Source organism: candidate division WOR-3 bacterium, assembly GCA_039803925.1.
GTDB lineage: Bacteria > Hydrothermota > Hydrothermia > Hydrothermales > JAJRUZ01 > JBCNVI01.
Genome location: JBDRZL010000008.1, coordinates 37506 through 56558, shown reverse-complemented (window position 1 = coordinate 56558; position 19053 = coordinate 37506). Strand labels below are relative to the sequence as shown.

The following is a 19053-nucleotide window of genomic DNA, read 5'->3' as shown; positions in this document are numbered from 1 at the left end:
AAAGGATAAATTTCTTTTTAAAACTCCATTTCTTCTACAGGTTCTCTTTCCTCAACTTCTTTTCTTTTTCCCTTTTCATATTTAAAATTATTAAAGTTGTAAGTCACTGTAAGAACAAAAAGAGGGGTTTTAGGATTAAAACTCTGGAAAAAATAGTAGTTAACACCTTTAATTTCATATAAGTGTCCTGAAGTTCCAAAAATATCCCTTACCTGAAGATTTAAAGCTAAATTTCTACCAAGAAAAAATTTCTGAAGAGAAAGATCCACATAATAAACTTTTCCCCTCTTACCCTGGGAAGTTTCTCTTTCCCCTTCATAATTTAAGATTGTCTGTATTCTAAGTGATTTGGGTAGAAAAGAATTAATGTTCAACCTTAAATTGTAACTTGAATTTTCCTTTTCAAAACTTTCGTTCAATAAATTACCCTTTAACCTGTAATAGTAGAAATCACCCAAAAAATTCAGTGACATAAATTTAAAAGGTGAAAAATTATAAGTTATTTCTAAACCTCCAGTATAAGATGTTCCTACATTTTCATTTGTCATCATAAAAACAGAATCATTATAAGGCACTCTCACCATTTCAATAGTATTGTAAATTTCCCTTAAATAAGTCTCTAATATAAGAGTTCCCTTTAAAAAAGGGAAAATCAAAGAAAACTCATAGCTATCCGTATATTCAGGTTTTAAATCAGGATTACCTTTTCTAACATTGTATGCATCCATATAAGTAATAAAAGGCTCAAGCATAAAGGGTCTCGGTCTTTTTATCCTTCTTGTATAACTTGATTTAATCTGAGTACCTTCTTTTAAAGTTAAAGAGAAATGAAGAGAAGGAAAATAATCCCATCTCCTTAATATGTAATCAAAATTTGTGTCCCTGAAGCTTATTTTTCTATCTGTTAATTCCATCCTTAAACCTGATTGAATACTGAATTTAGATATATTTCCTTTAAAAAGTAAGTAGGGTGCATAGCGATCATCCTTATAAAGAATTTCTTTGTTAAAATTTTCATTTAATACAAAATCCTTCTTAATTGAATCATATTCATAATAAAAAACTTCATCTTCACTTCTTGAAAACTCTCCCTCACCTCCTACCTCAAACCTAAAGTTTTTGAAAAGTGGATAGATATAATTTATTCTTGAATTTATCCTTTTTGATGGTCCCTTTTCTTCACTTTTAGAACCTGAAAGAATACTATCTCTTGGATCTTTTGTATAATTAAGGTTATACTCATCTCCTTTTCTAAGACTGTAAATAAAATCAAAGGAGAACTCATGATCTTTACTGAATTCTGTTTTTTCACTGAAATTTAGATCAATGTAAGGACTTTTTCTATTAAAGTGACTCTCTGTCAAAAAAAGAAGAGAAGTTTTATTTTGGTCTAAATACTCTGTCCTTGAATCAAAAAGCATGCTCCATTCTCCTAAATTTGCCGAAAAGAAAAGTGTGTTTTTTTCCTTGAAATTATATTCAATTTCTGATCTTAAACTGTAAGGTGTTGAACCCCTTGTATATTCACCTTTTGAGAATAAAGAATTTCCTTCTATATTCCTTGAAAGTTCAATTAAATTTGGAAATCTTCTTTTGTTATAATTAAAACCTATTAATCCTTTTAAGTTATTTTTTTTGAAAGCTAAAATCCCGTCCCCACCGTAATTATCGTACATTCCAATATTTAAGTTTGAAATTAGACTTAATCCTTTTTCCTCACCCTTTTTTAATATTATGTTCAATATTCCACTTGTTCCTTCAGGGTCATATTTAGCAGAAGGGTTTGTTATAATTTCAATCCTATCTATGGAGGAAGCAGGGATTTGACTTAAAATTATATTTGGGTCAATTCCTGTTTTTTTTCCATCTATAAAAACCTGGAAATTTTCACTTCCTCTTAAACTCACATTACCGCTTATATCGACATTTATTGATGGTATGTTTTTTAAGACTTCAAGGGCAGTTCCTGATTTATAAGCAGGTTCTTCACTTAAATTAATAACTTTTTTATCAATTTCAAATTTAACTGGAAGGGGACTTTTTGTCACTTCAACAGCTTCAGTTTCATAAAAAGCAGGTTCAAGTTCAATTTTATCAAGGTCTATAAGAGTATCTTTTGGTTTTATATTTATATTTGATAAAACTTTTAGTTTATATCCAACAAAATCTACTTTTAAAGAATATTTTCCAGGGGGAATTTCCTTTAAAAGGAAAAATCCTTTATCATCAGCAAGTGTTCCCTTTAAAACTTTATCTTCTTCCTCTCTATGAAGGGTACAGGTAGCATAGGGAAGAGCTTCTTTAGTCCTTCCATCAATAACAAAACCTTTTATTTTAGAATTTCCTTTGAAAACTGGAAAGAATTTTTGAACTTTTTCCTCTGCAAAAATAAATTCTGAAATAAAAAAAATCAAAAGAAAAATTTTGTTTTTTCTCATATTAATTAGACGAAAAAAAATTAAAAAAGTTCTTATTTTAAAAACAAACTCTAAGAGAGCAATTTTTTACAAAAAAGCATTCAAACTTTTAAGTTTTCCACATAATTTTCCACAAATCCTTGACAATTTTATACCATTATCTTATAATCTTTGGTGTCAAAAAGTGGGAAAAAGTGGGAAGGAATAACCGAATTAATCCGGTTGATGAAAAAGGGAGAGTTTCCTTCCCCCATGATTTGCGTAAGGCGCTCTCCCCTGATGGAAATGGTAAAATAATTTTAACAAGAGGACCTGAAAAATGTATATGGGTCTTTTCTGAAAGGGAATGGAAAAATTTTGAAAATGCCTTCAGGGAAAAAGGTGTAGGAGATTTCAAAAACAGAACCCTTATGAGGCTTTTACTTGGTGATGCTGTTGAAACAGAATTTGATAACCATGGAAGAATCCTTATACCAGGGCATCTTGCTGAATACGCTGGAATAAAAAGGGAATGTAGATTTGTAAGAATGTTTGCATGGATTGAAATATGGGACCCTGCAAGATATGAAGAAACCATTGAAAAAGTAAAAGAGGAAATAAACTATGACGAATACTTCGGTAATTTCAAATTCTGAAATAAAAATACATCCTTCCTGTATGATAAAGGAAGTTATTGAAATTTTAAAACCTGAAAATAAAAAAATTATTGTTGATGCCACCTTTGGAACAGGAGGACATTCTATTGAAATACTTAAAAAAACTAAAGGTAAACTTTTTGCCTTTGAAAAAGACCCTTTCCTCTATGAAAGAGGGAAAAAAACTTTTGAAAATTTCAAAAATTTCAAAATCTTCAATAACAGCTTCACAGAAATACCGGAAGTTTTAGAAAAAGAGAGAACTAATAAAATTGATGGAATAATATTTGATTTTGGTCTATCCTTCTACCATGTATCTTCCTCAAACAGGGGATTTACCTTCAAAAGAAAGGAAATCCTTGATATGAGATATAATCCATACGAAAATGAAGAACTTTATAAAAAATTGAAAAAACTCACTCTTAAAGAAATTGAATCTATCCTTAAAGAATATGGTGAATTAAAAAATTATAAAAAAGTTTCTCTTAACATTTATAAAGGAATAAAGGAAAAAGAAGTAAAATACACTGATGAATTTAACAAAATAATTTTAAAAAATATAAAATACAATAAAGAAAAAATATTGCAAAAAGTATACCAGGCTTTCAGAATATGGATAAATAAAGAAATTGAAAACATCAAAAAAACTCTTTCCTTTTTACCTCAAATAATGGAATCAGGTGGAATAGCTGTATTTCTTACATATCACTCTCTTGAAGATAGAATAATAAAAAACTTTTTAAAAACTACTTCTTTTAAAGTTATTACTAAAAAACCACTTACACCCTCAGAAAAAGAAATAAAAGAAAAACCAAATTGCAATTCATGTAAACTGAGGGCAGGGGAAAGAATATGAAAAAAAAGATTAAAAGAGGAACATTAATTTTAATATTATTCCTTTACCTTTTCCTTTTACTTTTCATAAGAGGTAAAGTAATAGAAAAATCAAAGGAAGTATATAAAAGGGAAAAAGAACTTCTTGAGCTGGAATATAGAGCAATTAATAAAAAAATGGAATTTTTAAAAGCTTTATTCTTTGATTCAGAAAAGGAAAAATACTATGTTGAAAAATAAAGAAACTTTCAGAATTAAAATTTTTAAAAATATAATTTTAGTCTCATTCTTTTTAATTTTTTATAAGGCTATAAACTTTCAGATCTTACCCCAGGGAAGAATTTATGAAGAAGAAGGAGAAAAGGAATTTATAAGAATTAAAAAAATCAAAGCAAAAAGAGGTGATATTTATGATAGAAATCTTATACCACTTGCCATTTCAATAATAAAGGATGATGAATGGACAAGAAAATATCCCTTTGGCTTTATTACATCTAACTTAATTGGATTTGTTAATTCAGAAGATAGAGGGTTAGAAGGTATTGAATTTGAATTTGATAACATCCTTAAAGGAAAAGACGGAATGATTGAACTTTTTAGAACAGCAGACGGTAAATATAGCAAACTTCCTGAAAGCAAAATAATCTTACCTGAAAATGGAAAGGATATTATTTTAACAATTGACATAAGAATACAAAAAATCTGCTCAAAAATTCTTAAAGATTACGCCGAAAAGTATGGTGCTAAAAAAGGTTGGGCTTGCGTTATAAATCCATCAAACGGTGAAATTCTTGCCTTATCCTCTTATCCTTTTTTCGACCCAGAAAATTATTATAAATTTAACGAGGAAAGCTTCCGAAATAATAATATCCAGTACCTCTTTGAACCGGGGTCAGTCTTTAAACCACTTACAGCTATATATGCAATAAAAAATTCTTTAGTAAAACTAAATGAGTTATTTGACGTTTCCAAACCAATAATAATAAAAGATGTTATTATCAATGACCCAGAAATTGAAAAGAAGAAAAAAAATTACTACACCCTTGAGGAAATAATTGTTAATTCTTCAAATATAGGAATTTCAAAAGTAGCAGAAAGATTAAAAATGGAGGAACTTATAAATTTTGCATATAGATGCGGATTTGGGAACCCAACAGGTATTTTATTCCCAGGTGAAAGTAGTGGATTGATTGAAAAAAAGAAAAAATTAACAAAAGTTGATTTATTAACTTTTTCCTTTGGCCAGGGATTACTTGTAAGTCCAATCCAGATTGCTCTCTTTTATTCTGCAATAGCAAATAACGGGTATTTGCTTCACCCTGTGCTTGTTAAGGGAATCAAGGATGAAAAAAACTTTAAAGAATTTAATAGCAAAATCATAACAAGAAAAATCTTTAATAAAGAGGAATGTTTGATAATAAAAAGTTTTTTAAGAAAAGTTGTTGAAGAAGGAAGCGGTAAAAAAGCAAAAATTGAAGGGTTAAGTATTTGCGGCAAAACCGGAACTTCACAGAAGGTAATCAATGGAAAATATTCAAACGAACTTTCTGTAATGAGTTTTGTTGGTTTTTTTCCGGAAGAAAATCCAGAATATTTAATATATCTCGGTCTTGATGAACCACAGAATGTAAGGTTTTCCTCTGAAATTATACCAGAAATGTTCAAAAAAATTGTTGAAGAAATTTTACTTATAAAAGAGGTAGCTTTATATGAACCTTAAAGATTTATTCAAAAATTTAAAAGGAGAGTTTATAAACTTTAAAAATGAAGAAGTAAAAGGTATATCAGAAAATTCAAAAGAGGTAGAAAAAAATTACGTGTTTATTACTTTAAAGGGAACAAAAACAAGCGGAAAAAATTTTATAAAAGAAGCAATAGAAAAGGGGGCAATTTGTATTGTAACAGATGAAAAAATAAATGAAATTCATGTGCCTCAGTTTATTACAGAAGATGTTTATGAAACAATGCATAAGATTCTGCAAAGGTTTTATTCAAAACCTAAATTTAAAATCATAGGTGTTACAGGAACAAATGGAAAATCAACAATAACCAATTACCTTTCTTTTGTTTTTGATAAACTCGGAATTAAAAATGGGGTAATAGGAACATTAAGTTCAAGAGTAAAAGATAAAATAATTTTCAAAGGTTACACAACACCTCCTGCAACTTATCTTTACAGAATTTTTAAGGAGATGGAGAAAGAAAAAATAGATTACCTTTTTATGGAAGTTACATCCCATGGTCTTGAACAAAAGAGAATTTATGATATTACCTTAGAGGGACTTATATATACTGGAATAACAAGGGACCATCTTGATTTCCATAAAACAATGGAAAATTATTACCAGGCAAAGAAAAAGGCTTTTTATCTTTTAGATAAAAATGCACCGGCTATTATCAATGTTGAAAATCCATACGGAAAAAGAATCTTTGAAGAAATTGATAATATAAATAAAAAAAGTTATGGATTTTATCTTGAAGAATTAGATTACAGAATTTTTATCAAATACATATCTTCTCAAGGTATGGGATTGAAAATTGAGTATAATAAAAGAGAAATAGATTTTGAAACAAAACTTATAGGTAAATTTAATGCCTATAACATATGTGCTGTTTTTGCAATGCTTAAAGAACTCGGATTTAAAGAAGAGGATTTTTTAAAACCTTTAACTGAATTTGAAGGAATTGAAGGAAGGCTTGAAAAAATTCATTCTAAAAAGGGATTCTATATATACATAGATTACGCACATACACCTGATGCTTTAAATGCTTCTCTTGAAACATTAAAAAGTTTACATCCTAAAAAGCTTATTACTATTTTTGGAGCAGGAGGCAACAGGGACAAGGAAAAAAGACCCATGATGGGAAGAATTGCCTCAGAATATACTGATATACTGATTCTTACAAATGATAACCCAAGATTTGAAGACCCCATCAAAATCATAGAGGATATTAAAAAAGGAATTCCTGAGGGCGAAATTGATAAAGTAATAATTGAACCGGACAGAAGAAAAGCAATAAAAAAAGGGATAGAAATGGCTGAAAAAGGTGATATTATTTTAATTGCAGGTAAAGGTCATGAGGACTACATGGAAATAAAGGGAGAAAAAATTCCCTTTAAAGATAAGGATGTTGTTATTGAAATACTTGAGGAAAAATCATGAAAGGATTAATTGAAAAAATTTTAAAAGATTTAAAATCTGTAAAAATTGACTCTCGGGAAATTAAAGAGGGTGATATATTTTTTGCTTTGAAAGGAGAAAAAACTCATGGAGCTTATTTTGTAGAGGATGCACTAAAAAGGGGAGCTAAACTTGCTATTTTACCAAAAGAATTTGAAAACAGATTCAAAAATGAAAAAATAATTTTTGTTGAAGATACTCTCAAATTTTTAATTGAACTTGCAAAAGAAAGGAGAAAAAATTTAAAGGGGAAAATTATTGCAATTACAGGAACTGTTGGAAAAACCACTTTAAAGTTCATGTTATCACATATAATGAATAAAAATAACAGGAGAAATTTTCCATCTCCAAAAAGCTATAACAATTTCATCGGTGCTTCCTTAACACTTTTAAATGCACCTCTTGAAACTGATTATATAATAATGGAAGCAGGGATAAATAAAGAAGGTGAAATGGAGGAACTTCGTGAAATTATAAAACCTGATTTAGGAATTTTAACAAAAATAGGTCCAGGACATCTTGAAGGACTTAAAAATATTGAAAAAGTTGCAGAAGAAAAATCAAAACTTTTTGAAAAATTGTCATCTGAGAGTTTTTTGGTTGTTAATAAAAATTCACCTTACATTCATCTAATAAAAACAAAAGCAAAAATAGTATATTATGAGGTTAAAGAAAAAAGTTTAAAATGGGATGGTAAATACTTTATCTATAAAAATGATTTCACCTTCAGAATAAATGTACCAAGTTTTGGTATGGTAGAAAATGCACTCTCAGCTTTAAAAACCTCTTTTCTACTTAAACTTAACATAAGTGAAGATATATTTGATGATTTTAAATTCCCTGAACTCAGAATGCAGTTAATAAATTATAAGGATGCCACAATAATTCTTGATGCCTATAATGCAAATCCCCTTTCCATGGAAGATGCAATAAAAACTGGAACCTTTTTCAATAAAAAGGAAAAATATCTTTTTATGGGAGATATGTTAGAACTTGGTGAATATTCAGAGTTTTATCACAGGGAAATAGCGAGAATTTTAAAAGCAAAAAATTATAATGCTGTTTTTACCTTTGGAGAATACTCAAGATTTACTTCAGAAGAAAGTGAAAAATTGGGTCTTTTTTCCTCCCATTATACTGACAAAAATAAAATGAAAGAAAAATTAAAAGAGATCTTAGAGAGAAACGTTCTGATTGTAATAAAAGGTTCAAGGAAAATGGAAATGGAAAAAATTTTGGAGGGTGTAATAAATGTTCCTTGAATTTTTATATCCTCTTAAAAATTTATGGACTCCCTTTAATTTATTTGGATATGTCACATTCAGAGCTGCCTATGCTGCTGTTACTTCTTTCTTACTCACTATTATTATAATGCCTTACTATCTAAAGCTTTCAAAAAAATTTAACTTAAGAGAAAAAATAAAGGTAGATGTTCCTGAACATCATAGAAAAAAGGAGGGGACACCTACATCAGGAGGATTAATAATTGTTATAAGTGTAATAATTTCCCTTTTACTTTGGGCTGATCTTAAAAATCCCTTTATTTATGCTGCACTTCTTTCCTTCTTGGGTTTTTCTTTTGTAGGATTTCTTGATGATATAAGAAAAACTAAAAACAGAAAAGGACTTAACCAAGTTCCTAAATTTTTATTACAAGTTATTGTTACCTTAATTTTTATTTCCTTTTATTTCTTTATTTACAGCCCTGAAATCAGGTTTAAAACACAGATGCTCTTCTTCAAAAATATACTTCTCTCCCTTGATTTTTTTTACCCCTTTTTAATATTTTTCGTGTATCTTGGTACAATAAATTCAGTTAACTTAACAGACGGACTTGACGGTCTTGCAGCAGGTGTTGCAGCTCCTATTATTTTTGCTTTCATAGTTCTTGCTTATATAGGAGGACATTTCAAATTAGCAAACTATTTAAATGTTCTCTTTATACCAAAATCCTGGGAAATATCTGTATTCGGCTCAGCTCTTCTCGGTTCAACAATTGGTTTTTTATGGTTCAATTCATATCCTGCTGAAATTTTTATGGGGGATACAGGCTCTCACGCAATTGGAGGAGGAATTGCATCAATGGCTGCTCTTATTAAACATGAACTTCTTTTACCAATTGCAGGTTTTGTTCTTGTTATAGAAACTTTAAGTGTTATGATACAGGTATTTTCTTATAGAAGATTCGGAAAAAGAGTATTTCTAATTGCACCTATCCATCATCATTTTGAAAGAAAGGGACTTTCTGAACCAAAAATTGTGGTAAGATTCTGGATAATATCATTAATTTTTTCTCTTATAGCAGTAAGCACTTTGAAAATCAGATGAAAAACGCAATCTGGGGATTCGGTTCTTCTGGAAAATCTGTTTTCTCCTTTATGTTAAAAGAAGGATTAAAACCCTTTGTAATAGATAAAAAATTCCAGAATGAGCATCTTTTAACTTTATTTGATAGAATTATATTATCACCGGGAATACCTTTAAATCATCATCAATTCAGAAACTTGATAAAGAACAATAAAACTATAATACCAGAACTTGAATTTGGCTTTAATTTAATAAATGGAAAAATAATTGCAATAACAGGAACAAACGGTAAAACAACAACTACACAACTTATATACAATATACTAAAAGAAAATTTAAAAGATAAGAAAGTATTTCTTGGAGGAAATATAGGAAAACCCTTAACTGATCTCTATTATAGAGATGGTATTTTTGTTCTTGAAGTTTCAAGTTTTCAGCTTCAATTTATAAAAAGATTTAAACCTGATATCGCCTGTATTTTAAATATTTCAGAAGATCATCTTGATTCCCATAATTCCTTTGAAGAATATAAAAAATCCAAATTAAAGATTTTCAAAAATATGGGAGAAGGTGATTATCTAATTTTGAATTATGAGGATGAAAATTTAAAAGATATAAAAAAGAATAATATCAATATCCTTTATGTATCTTTAAGAGAAAAAGTAAATGGAATTTATTACTCACAAGGAAAATTTATGATTAATCTTTTTGACAAAAGAGAAATAATAGAAGATGAGTTTGAAAATTTCATAGGTCCTGGAAATAAGTATAATTTAGCTTTTTCCATTTTAGTAAGTTATCTTATGGGTATAAATAAGGAAAAAATTGCTCTAATTTTAAAAAAATTAAAACCACTACCTCATCGCCTTGAAATTGTTAAAAAGGAAAATGATATTTTATGGATTAATGATTCAAAATCTACAAACCCCCATTCTGTTCTTTATGCTTTAAAATCTTTTAACAGCAAAAATATAATTCTTATACTTGGCGGGAAAAATAAAAATATTTCCTTTGATACAATAAAAGAGGAAGTTAAAAAGAAGGTTAAAAAAATAATTCTTTATGGAGAAGCTGGTGAATTTCTTGAAAATAATTTAAGTGGCTTAAAAGAGATAAAAAGAGTCAAAACTGTAAAGGATGCGGTTTATGAGGCAAAAAGAAGTTCTGTTAAAGGAGACATTGTTCTTTTCTCTCCGGGACTATCAAGTTTTGATCAGTATAAAAACTATGCAGAACGTGGTGAGGATTTTAAAAGATGGGTGAAAGAAATTTAATTTTATCGGTTTTTATACTATCTCTTTTATCCTTTATCTTTCTTTTCTCCTCTAATTTTTATTCCTGGATATTTAAGGGTGAAAAAGTTTTTCTTGAAACAATTTTAAAAATTCTTTCAAGAAATATTTTAAATGTGATTTCCTTTCTTATGGGAATTATTATTCCTTTATCTTTTCTCAAAAGTACAAGATTTTTAATAAGCTGGTCACTTTTATTTTTCCTATTAGTTCCAATTATTTTGGATATCTCAATAAAAAATACATACAGATGGATTACATTTTATGATTTCACAATACAACCTTCAGAAATATTTAAAATTGGATTTTTACTTCAGATTTCCAATTTTTTAAGTGAGCCTAAAAATCCTCTAAGAGTATCAGGTTTTTTAACTTATTTTTTACTTGCCCTTATCTTTCTTTACCTTATACCTCACTTTTCAATGATAGTTTCTATAATATTTGTAACAGGAACACTTATTTTCCTCAAAGGTATAAAATTCAAATACTTTCTAATAGCATTTATTATATTACCTTTATTACTTTTTTCCCTTATATTTATAAAAAAAAGTTATGTGATGAGTAGAATAAAAAGTTATAGGAGCGGGGAAGTAGTATACCAGGTAAAACAGGCAAAAATAGCAATATCAAGAGGGGGAATTTTTGGGGTTGGTATCGGCAAAGGAAAAATTAAATATAAATTTTTACCAGATCTATCAAAGGACTTTATATTTTCTCTAATTGCAGAGGAAACAGGATTTTTGGGTATCTCTATTTTAATTTTTATTTATTTGGTTTTAATTAAAAGTCTAATTGATAATGCTCTTTTAATAGAAGATGAATTTTTTAAAACCTATGTGCTCGGAACTGTTATTTTTACATTTTTCAATGTTTTTGTTCATATTTCTGTAAATCTTGGAATTCTTCCTGTTACAGGTGTACCACTTCCTCTTATTTCCTATGGTGGTTCTTCGGGAATAACTTATTCTTTTTTATTTGGCTCCTGCTACAATATCATTGCAAATAGAGAAATTTTAAAGGAGGAGAAAATAGAGTTATTATGGTCAAGGTATTCATAATAACAGGTGGAACCGGTGGTCACATTTTTCCTGCACTGGAAGTAAAAAAATTCCTTGAAAGTTTAAATTTCAAAACTTATTTATTAGTTTCCTTGAAGGATAATATAGATTTTAATATAAATTATGATTTTAAATTTGATTCAGCACCTTTTAAAGGTCAAAACTTTAAAAAAATTTTTTTAAACATTTTTAAGATTTTAAAGGGAACTTTTCAGAGTTTTTTGTTCACTTTGAAAATTAACCCTCATATGATATTTATTTTCGGAAGTTATGCTTCCTTTCCTTTTTTTATCCCTTCACTTATTATGAGAAAAAAAATATTTGTTTTTGAACAGAATTCAATACCCGGGGTTGTTACAAAAATTTTCAGTAAATTTTCTAAAAAAATTTTTGTGAGTTTTAAAGAAACAGAAAAATTCTTAAGAAAAAAATGTATTTTACTTTCTAATCCCGTTAGAAATTTAAAATTAATACCAAGGGAAAAAGCAAGAAGGATACTTAATATTCCCCTTGATAAAAGAACCATACTCTTTTTAGGAGGGAGTCAAGGTGCTAAAAAACTTATTGAATTATCTTACAAATATTCTGAAATCACAGCGGACACTATACTCACTCTTGCTGGTAAATTTTACGAAGAATATAAAGAAAAATTAAAAAGAGAAAATTTTTATCTTTTTCCTTTTAGAAATGACATGGAAAACTTTTATTCTGCCTGTGATGTTGTAGTATCAAGATCAGGGGCTGGAGCAGTTTTTGAAATTTTAAAAATAAAGAAGAAAGCAATTTTTATTCCATTCCCCTATGCTGTAGATAATCACCAGTATTACAATGCCCTTTTTGCTAAAAGATATGGAACATTTAAAATCCTTATTGAAGAAAAAATGGATCCTTTTATTTTAAAAAAGGAAATAGATGAAATTTTTAAAGAAAAAGAAAACTTTAAAGAATTACCTGACTGGAGAAAAATTTTAAAAAGGGAGATAAAGTCATGTTATTCGTCTATACAGGAATAAAAAAGATCCATTTCGTTGGAATAGGTGGCTCAGGGATGTCAGGGATGGCTGAAATTTTAAAACATATGGGTTTTGAAATAACAGGAAGTGATATAAGAAAAAGTGAAACTACAAAGAGACTTGAAGTTCTCGGAATAAAAGTATTTTACAAACACAGTAAGGAAAATATAAAGGATCAGGATCTCGTTGTTTATTCCAGTGCAATTTCTATGGATAATATTGAAATTAAAGAAGCTAAAAAAAGAGGAATTCCAGTAATAAGAAGAGCAGAGATGCTTGCTGAACTCACAAAAATCAAATTCTCAATATGTATAACAGGAGCACATGGAAAATCAACTACAACAACAATGATCTCTAATCTACTTAAAAATGCAGGTCTTGAACCAACAACAATTGTTGGTGGAATAATAAGAGGTATGGATACAGGTGGAATATTTGGATGGGGACAATTTCTTGTAACAGAAGCAGATGAATCGGACAGATCATTTCTTCATCTCTTTCCAAGTATAGGAGTGATAACAAATATTGATAAGGAACATCTTGATACCTATAAAACAATGAAAGCCTTAAAGGAAGCCTTTAAAGAATTTATGTTAAAAGTCCCCTTTTATGGTGGTATAGTTTATTGTGGTGATGACAAAAACTTAAGAAAAATTGCAGAGGGAGTAGAAAGAAAAAAAATAAGTTATGGTTTTAAAAAATTTAATGATATCTATGCTTACAACATAAATTTAAAGGAAACGAGAAGTGAATTTGAAGTAAAAGTAAAAGGAGAAAATATTGGAAAATTTGAGCTTAATATACCTGGAATGCACAACATTTTGAACTCTCTTGCAGCAATTGGTGTTTCCTACTTACTTAAAATTCCTTTTTACATAACAAAAAAAACTTTAATGGAATTTAAAGGTGTAAAAAGGAGATTTGAATTTAAAGGTATAAAAAAGGGAATTGGTCTTATAGACGATTATGCACATCATCCAACAGAAATAAAAGAATTTTTAAGGACAGCAAAAAACTTTTGGAAAAATGGAAGAATCCTTGTAGTCTTTCAACCACATAGATACACAAGAACAAAAATATTATGGAAGGAAATTGCGGAAAGTTTAAGTCTTGCAGATATTGTAATAGTTTTACCAATTTATACTGCAGGTGAAAAGAAAATAAAAGGAGTAACTCATAAACTCATACTTAGGGAACTCAAAAAATATTCAAATTCTGTTTATGATGGAGAAAAGAATCTGAAAGAAAAAATTTTAAATATAGTGAAAGAAGGGGATCTTATATGTTCTGTTGGTGCAGGCAATGTTTACAAAATCGTGGAGGAGATATATGATAGTATTAACTAATAAAAAATTTATAAAAAGAAATATAAATTTAAAAAACAAAAATACTTTAAGGATTAGCTCAACAGCTTCTTTTTATGCTGAACCGCGCAATATAGATGAAATTTTTGATGCCCTTGAATTTGCTGAAAAAAGAGGATTAAAAACTCTCTTTATTGGAGGAGGCTCAAATATTCTACTACCTGACGGTGTTTTCGATGTCCTTGTTATTTCAACTTCCAGTTTAAAAGAATTTATATACACTGATGACGGAGTAATTGCTGATGCAGGGGTTAAGTTTTCAGAACTGATCAAAAGTCTATCGGAAAAGGGATTAGGTGGACTTGAATTTATCGCAGGAATACCTGCTACTGTCGGAGGAGCAATTTATATGAACTTGGGAAGCATGGGAAAAGAAATATCACAATATTTAAAAGAAGTATTTGTTTATGAAAATGGATTCTTAAAAAAATTAAAAAGGGAAGAAATTGAATTTTCTTACAGGAAAGGTTATACAAAGGGAATTATAATAAGTGCCTATTTCAAACTGGAAAAAAAAGATAAAAAAGTAATAAAAGAAGAAATTATATCAATTTTAAATAAAAAGAGGGAAACTCAACCTCTTGAATATCCTTCAGCAGGATGTGTTTTCAAGAATCCATCAAAAGAGCAACCTGCTGGAAAATTGATTGAGCTTGCAGGTTTAAAGGGTTTAAGAATTGGAGGTGCTGAAGTTTCAAGAAAACATGCCAACTTTATCATAAATGTAAACAATGCTAAATCTTCCGATATAAAGGAAATTATAAAAATTGTGCAGGAAAAAGTTTACGAAAAATTTGGAATAAAACTAAAAAGAGAACTTATATATGCAGAGGAAATTTTAAATGAGAGGTAAAAGGAAATTTTTCATTCTCCTTTTATTTTTATTTGGATTTAAAAAAGCAAATAAAGTTAATCCAAACTATTATGGAGAAATAATCGCAAGTTATGGAAGAGAAAGCTTTTTAACATCTACTGGATTTCTTTTAAAGATGAAGGATAAAGAAATTATAGATTCATTACCACAAATTTTAAATTTAAATGTAAAAATGGAACCAGATAGTCTTAAATTTAACTCTTTCCTTTATCCTTCTTCAGAACTTTTAAAAAAAATAAAAGAGATGGATCCTCCATTTTATAGAAAGATAGAGTATGTGGATCCTTCAAGCCTTACAATTTATACCAAAGATAAAAAAATCATTCGATTCGGTCTTGGAAGATTTGATAAAAAAATCAATTATTTAAAAAATTTAAAGGAATTTAAAGATTCCTTAAACCTTGAAATTTTATCTTTTTTAGAAGGAGGCAAATAAATGGAGGGAAAGAGAATTGTTAGTGTTGATTTAGGGACTTCAAAGGTTATCTCTGTATTTGGAATCCCTGAAAATGGAAGTATAAAAATAGAGGGTTATTCACCCAAAATAGATTCTCGGGGAATTGAATCAGGTGTGATTCAGAATATTGAAAAAGTTTCAAACTCATTAAGAGAAGCAGTTGAACAGGCTTTTAGATTAAAAGGTGATGTTCCAAAAAAGAGAACAAAAATAATTTTAACTATAAACGGAAGCTATATTGAAAGTGAAATTGTAAAGGGATTTGTCCCTGTCAAAGATCCTGATGGGGAAATTGACGAAAGTGATAGAATAAGGGTAATAAATACAGCAGTTCAAAGATCAAATACTTCGGAAAAATCAATTATTTATGTTCATCCTAATGAATATACTATTGATGACCAGAAGGGTATAAAAGAACCAGTAGGAATGATGGGAACAAAACTTGAGGTAGAAACATTTATTTTAAAAGCAAAGAAAAATATACTTGATACATTAAGAAAGGTGGCATGGAAATCAAATTTTGAAATAGAAAATTTTGTTTTTTCACCAATTGCTTCTTCCTATGCTGTTCTTGAAGAAGAGGAAATAAATCAAGGTGTCTTTTTGATGGATATTGGAATGGGAACTGTGGATATTGCAGTATGGAATAAGGGTTCTTTAATTTATGCTGACTCTTTTCCAATAGGTGGTAAATACATTATCAATGACCTTATAAAAATTTTACGAATAACAAGTAAAAAGGCAAAAGAATTACTTGAACTTTTCAGTAACGTATATGAGGAAAAAGATAATAACATGGAAATAGAAGTTGAAGGAATTGGAGAAAGACCTTCCAAGAAAATTAAGATTTCATTTGTTAAAGAAACAATATTTGCAAGAATTGAAGAAATATTTGAAAGGGTAAAATGGTATGTTGAAAAAGTAATTGAAATAGAAAAATTACCAGCAGGAATTGTGCTTGTAGGTGGAATTGCAAAATTAAAAGGGATAACTGAAGTTGCAGAGAATTTTTTCAATGTTCCCTGCATTGTTGGTAAACCAAAAAATTTTAGAGGACTTTCAACTGATATAATAACGGACCCTTCATATACAGCAGCTCTCGGTGCCTTGAAAATTGGCTACATTTTAAGAACATCTGGTTATAGTTCGCTTTCAAGAAAAATAAAAAAGGGATTTTCAATTTCACAAATTTTCAGGAATATAAAGTACTTTTTTGAAAACTTTTGATAAGGGTTCTAATCCCTTTTAAAAAAAAGGAGCACGGAATGATAAAATTAAATGAAAGCTCAATAAAGCCAATAAGAATAAAAGTTTTAGGTATAGGTGGCGGTGGATCCAATGCTGTGAGATATATGACAGAAAAAGGAGTTGAAAATGTGGAACTTATAGTTGCAAATACAGATGTCCAGGCTTTAAATAGAATACCTGTAAATATAAAAATTCAACTGGGAAAAAATATAACCAAAGGACAAGGAGCTGGTGGTGATCCTGAGATAGGAAAAAAAGCAGCAGAAGAATCCATTGAAGAAATCAGAAACATACTTAAGGATGCAGATATGATATTCCTTGCAGCAGGTCTTGGAGGAGGAACAGGTAGCGGAGGAATCCCTGTAATAGCTAAACTCTGTAAAGAAGAACTCAATGTTCTCACTACGGCGGTTGTTACTCTACCCTTTTTGATGGAAGGACCATTAAGACAAAGAAAAGCTCTACAAGCTTTAAATGAACTTAAAAATTATGTTAATTCCTATATTGTAATCCCAAATGAGAGATTATTAAAAAATGGAAACGAAAACCTGCCTTTGAAAGAAGCCTTTAAAAAGGTTGACGAAGTCCTTTTTCAAGCTGTTAAAGGAATAGTTAATGTTATTCAGAAACCCCAGTATGTAAATGTTGACTTTGCTGATATAAAAACTGTTTTAAAATATGGAGGTAAAGCTGTCATGGGAATTGGGATTGCTGAAGGAGAAAACAGAGCTAAAAATGCTGCAAGAGAGGCAATCTTTTCTCCTCTCATTGATACAGAAGGAGTTAAACACGCAAAGGGAGTTCTTTTAAATATAGTTGGAGGAAACGATTTAACCATAAGAGAAATTAATGAAGTTATGGACTTTGTAATGAATGAAGTAGATTCAGAGAACACAGAAATCATAACAGGTCTTGACTACAGTGAGGAAATGGAGGGTAAGATAGAAATTACATTAATTGCTTCGGGAATTTCAGATACTTCAGAAAAAAGAGAACCTAATTTTCATCCTTTTAAGGACTTGAATTTCACAAAATTTGATGAAAATGGAAATGATGAAGAACCTGCAATCCTTAGAAGGAGGGGACCTTCTTTAAATAAAGAAAAAATTTATTATTTTGATAGAGAAAAAAAGGAGGAAACTGAAGAAATTTAATAATTAAATTAATGAAAGTTCTTGTTTTAACAACAACTTTTCCAAGGTACAAAAATGATACTACACCTTCATTTGTACTTGAATTATCAAAAGAAATAAAAAATAAAGGATTTGAAGTTATAGTTTTAGCACCTCATCATAAAAATTCAAAGTTTTTTGAAGAGTTAGATGGTGTGAAAGTTTATAGATTTCCTTATTTTTTCCCTTTAAATTTACAGAAATTATGTTATGAGGGTGGAATTATGAGAAATATCAAAAAAAGCTTTCTTGCAAAATTGCAGGTTCCCTTTTTTTTTATCTCCTACTTTTATTTTACCTACAGATTAATAAAAAAATTAAAAATAAATATCATTCATTCTCATTGGATAATTCCGAGTGGTTTAATAGGTTCTTTTTTCAAAAAGTTTCTTAAAATTAAGCATATAACAACTGCACATGCCATTGATGTTTATACAATAGAAAAACTCCCTTTTAGAAAAATTTTAACAGAATTTATTTACAATAACTCTGATTATATAATTTGTGTAAGTAACATATTAAAAGAAAAAATTTTAAAAATTTTAAATAAAAAGAGTCCTTCAGAAAAAGAAAAAATTTTTGTAAAACCCATGGGTATGAAAATTTCTTTTGTTAAAGATAAAAAAATTAAAAAAGAAAAATTCAAAATTCTTTTTTTAGGAAGATTTGTTGAAAAAAAGGGAATTAAATATCTCCTTTATGCATTACAAAAAGTAATAAATATTTATAAAGATGTAATACTAAATCTTGGAGGAACAGGTCCCTTAGAAATAGAGTTAAAAAAATTGGTAAAAGAACTAAATTTAGAAAATTATGTAAATTTCTTAGGCTGGGTTGAAAGGGAGAGAATTCCGAAAATTTTAAATGAATCTGATCTTCTTGTAGTTCCCTCAATTATTACAGAGGAAGGTGATACAGAAGGACTTCCAACAGTTATATTAGAAGCAATGGGTGCAGGTGTTCCTGTTATAGCAAGTGATGTAGGTGGAATAAGAGATGTAATAGAAAATGGTGTAAATGGGTTAATTGTTCCACCAGGAGATGTTGAGTCTCTTAAAAAAGCTATTATAACAATAATTGAAGATGAAAATTTAAGAGAAAAATTTATAAGGGAGGGAATAAACTTAGCACAGAATTACGACTGGGAAAAAATAGGAAATTTTTATGTTTCACTTTTTAAAAAATAATTTCTTATAATTA

General features: G+C 28.9%; 17 protein-coding genes. 16 read left to right on the top strand and 1 reads right to left on the bottom strand.

All coding sequences use genetic code 11. The annotated features are described in order from the left end of the window. Positions 1-17: 17 nt before the first annotated feature. Complete coding sequence (locus ABIN17_04935; protein ID MEO0284402.1) at positions 18-2414, bottom strand: TonB-dependent receptor family protein; 2397 nt, start codon at positions 2412-2414, stop codon at positions 18-20. Between the two features lie 197 nt (positions 2415-2611). Between ABIN17_04935 and ABIN17_04930 the strand changes: the two genes are divergently transcribed. Genes ABIN17_04930 through ABIN17_04855 form a run of 16 tightly spaced genes read left to right on the top strand, consistent with a single transcriptional unit; the run spans position 2612 to position 19040 of the window. Further along, on the top strand, positions 2612-3052 hold the full coding sequence (locus ABIN17_04930; protein MEO0284401.1) for a division/cell wall cluster transcriptional repressor MraZ: 441 nt from the start codon (positions 2612-2614) through the stop codon (positions 3050-3052). Then, positions 3021-3908 (top strand): 16S rRNA (cytosine(1402)-N(4))-methyltransferase RsmH, encoded by an 888-nt coding sequence (gene rsmH / locus ABIN17_04925; GenBank protein MEO0284400.1) that lies wholly within the window; start codon positions 3021-3023, stop codon positions 3906-3908. The genes ABIN17_04930 and rsmH overlap by 32 nt, the downstream gene beginning before the upstream one ends. Beyond that, positions 3905-4126, top strand: coding sequence for a hypothetical protein (locus ABIN17_04920; protein ID MEO0284399.1), 222 nt, complete (start codon positions 3905-3907; stop codon positions 4124-4126). The genes rsmH and ABIN17_04920 overlap by 4 nt, the downstream gene beginning before the upstream one ends. Beyond that, a complete protein-coding gene (locus ABIN17_04915; protein ID MEO0284398.1) occupies positions 4113-5606 on the top strand; it encodes a penicillin-binding protein 2 in 1494 nt (497 codons plus the stop codon). Before ABIN17_04920 ends, ABIN17_04915 begins: the two co-directional genes overlap by 14 nt. After that, positions 5596-7050 (top strand): UDP-N-acetylmuramoyl-L-alanyl-D-glutamate--2,6-diaminopimelate ligase, encoded by a 1455-nt coding sequence (locus tag ABIN17_04910; protein ID MEO0284397.1) that lies wholly within the window; start codon positions 5596-5598, stop codon positions 7048-7050. Before ABIN17_04915 ends, ABIN17_04910 begins: the two co-directional genes overlap by 11 nt. Further along, positions 7047-8330 (top strand): UDP-N-acetylmuramoyl-tripeptide--D-alanyl-D-alanine ligase, encoded by a 1284-nt coding sequence (gene murF / locus ABIN17_04905; protein MEO0284396.1) that lies wholly within the window; start codon positions 7047-7049, stop codon positions 8328-8330. The genes ABIN17_04910 and murF overlap by 4 nt, the downstream gene beginning before the upstream one ends. Next, positions 8320-9396: a phospho-N-acetylmuramoyl-pentapeptide-transferase gene (mraY, locus tag ABIN17_04900; protein ID MEO0284395.1), complete on the top strand. Its 1077-nt coding sequence runs from the start codon at positions 8320-8322 to the stop codon at positions 9394-9396. Before murF ends, mraY begins: the two co-directional genes overlap by 11 nt. Beyond that, positions 9393-10649, top strand: coding sequence for a UDP-N-acetylmuramoyl-L-alanine--D-glutamate ligase (murD, locus tag ABIN17_04895; GenBank protein MEO0284394.1), 1257 nt, complete (start codon positions 9393-9395; stop codon positions 10647-10649). Before mraY ends, murD begins: the two co-directional genes overlap by 4 nt. Next, positions 10631-11725, top strand: coding sequence for an FtsW/RodA/SpoVE family cell cycle protein (locus tag ABIN17_04890; protein MEO0284393.1), 1095 nt, complete (start codon positions 10631-10633; stop codon positions 11723-11725). The genes murD and ABIN17_04890 overlap by 19 nt, the downstream gene beginning before the upstream one ends. Beyond that, positions 11707-12738: a UDP-N-acetylglucosamine--N-acetylmuramyl-(pentapeptide) pyrophosphoryl-undecaprenol N-acetylglucosamine transferase gene (locus ABIN17_04885; GenBank protein ID MEO0284392.1), complete on the top strand. Its 1032-nt coding sequence runs from the start codon at positions 11707-11709 to the stop codon at positions 12736-12738. Before ABIN17_04890 ends, ABIN17_04885 begins: the two co-directional genes overlap by 19 nt. Next, positions 12714-14084 carry a UDP-N-acetylmuramate--L-alanine ligase gene (gene murC / locus ABIN17_04880; protein ID MEO0284391.1) on the top strand — a complete coding sequence of 457 codons (1371 nt, stop codon included), beginning with the start codon at positions 12714-12716 and terminating at the stop codon, positions 14082-14084. The genes ABIN17_04885 and murC overlap by 25 nt, the downstream gene beginning before the upstream one ends. Next, complete coding sequence (murB, locus tag ABIN17_04875; protein ID MEO0284390.1) at positions 14068-14955, top strand: UDP-N-acetylmuramate dehydrogenase; 888 nt, start codon at positions 14068-14070, stop codon at positions 14953-14955. The genes murC and murB overlap by 17 nt, the downstream gene beginning before the upstream one ends. Next, positions 14945-15412, top strand: coding sequence for a hypothetical protein (locus ABIN17_04870; GenBank protein MEO0284389.1), 468 nt, complete (start codon positions 14945-14947; stop codon positions 15410-15412). Before murB ends, ABIN17_04870 begins: the two co-directional genes overlap by 11 nt. Then, a complete protein-coding gene (gene ftsA / locus ABIN17_04865) occupies positions 15413-16660 on the top strand; it encodes a cell division protein FtsA (GenBank protein ID MEO0284388.1) in 1248 nt (415 codons plus the stop codon). Positions 16661-16698: 38 nt separating this feature from the next. Continuing rightward, positions 16699-17835, top strand: a complete 1137-nt coding sequence (gene ftsZ / locus ABIN17_04860; protein ID MEO0284387.1) for a cell division protein FtsZ — start codon at positions 16699-16701, stop codon at positions 17833-17835. An 11-nt stretch (positions 17836-17846) separates the two neighbouring features. Next, positions 17847-19040, top strand: coding sequence for a glycosyltransferase family 4 protein (locus ABIN17_04855; protein MEO0284386.1), 1194 nt, complete (start codon positions 17847-17849; stop codon positions 19038-19040). Positions 19041-19053 lie beyond the last annotated feature (13 nt).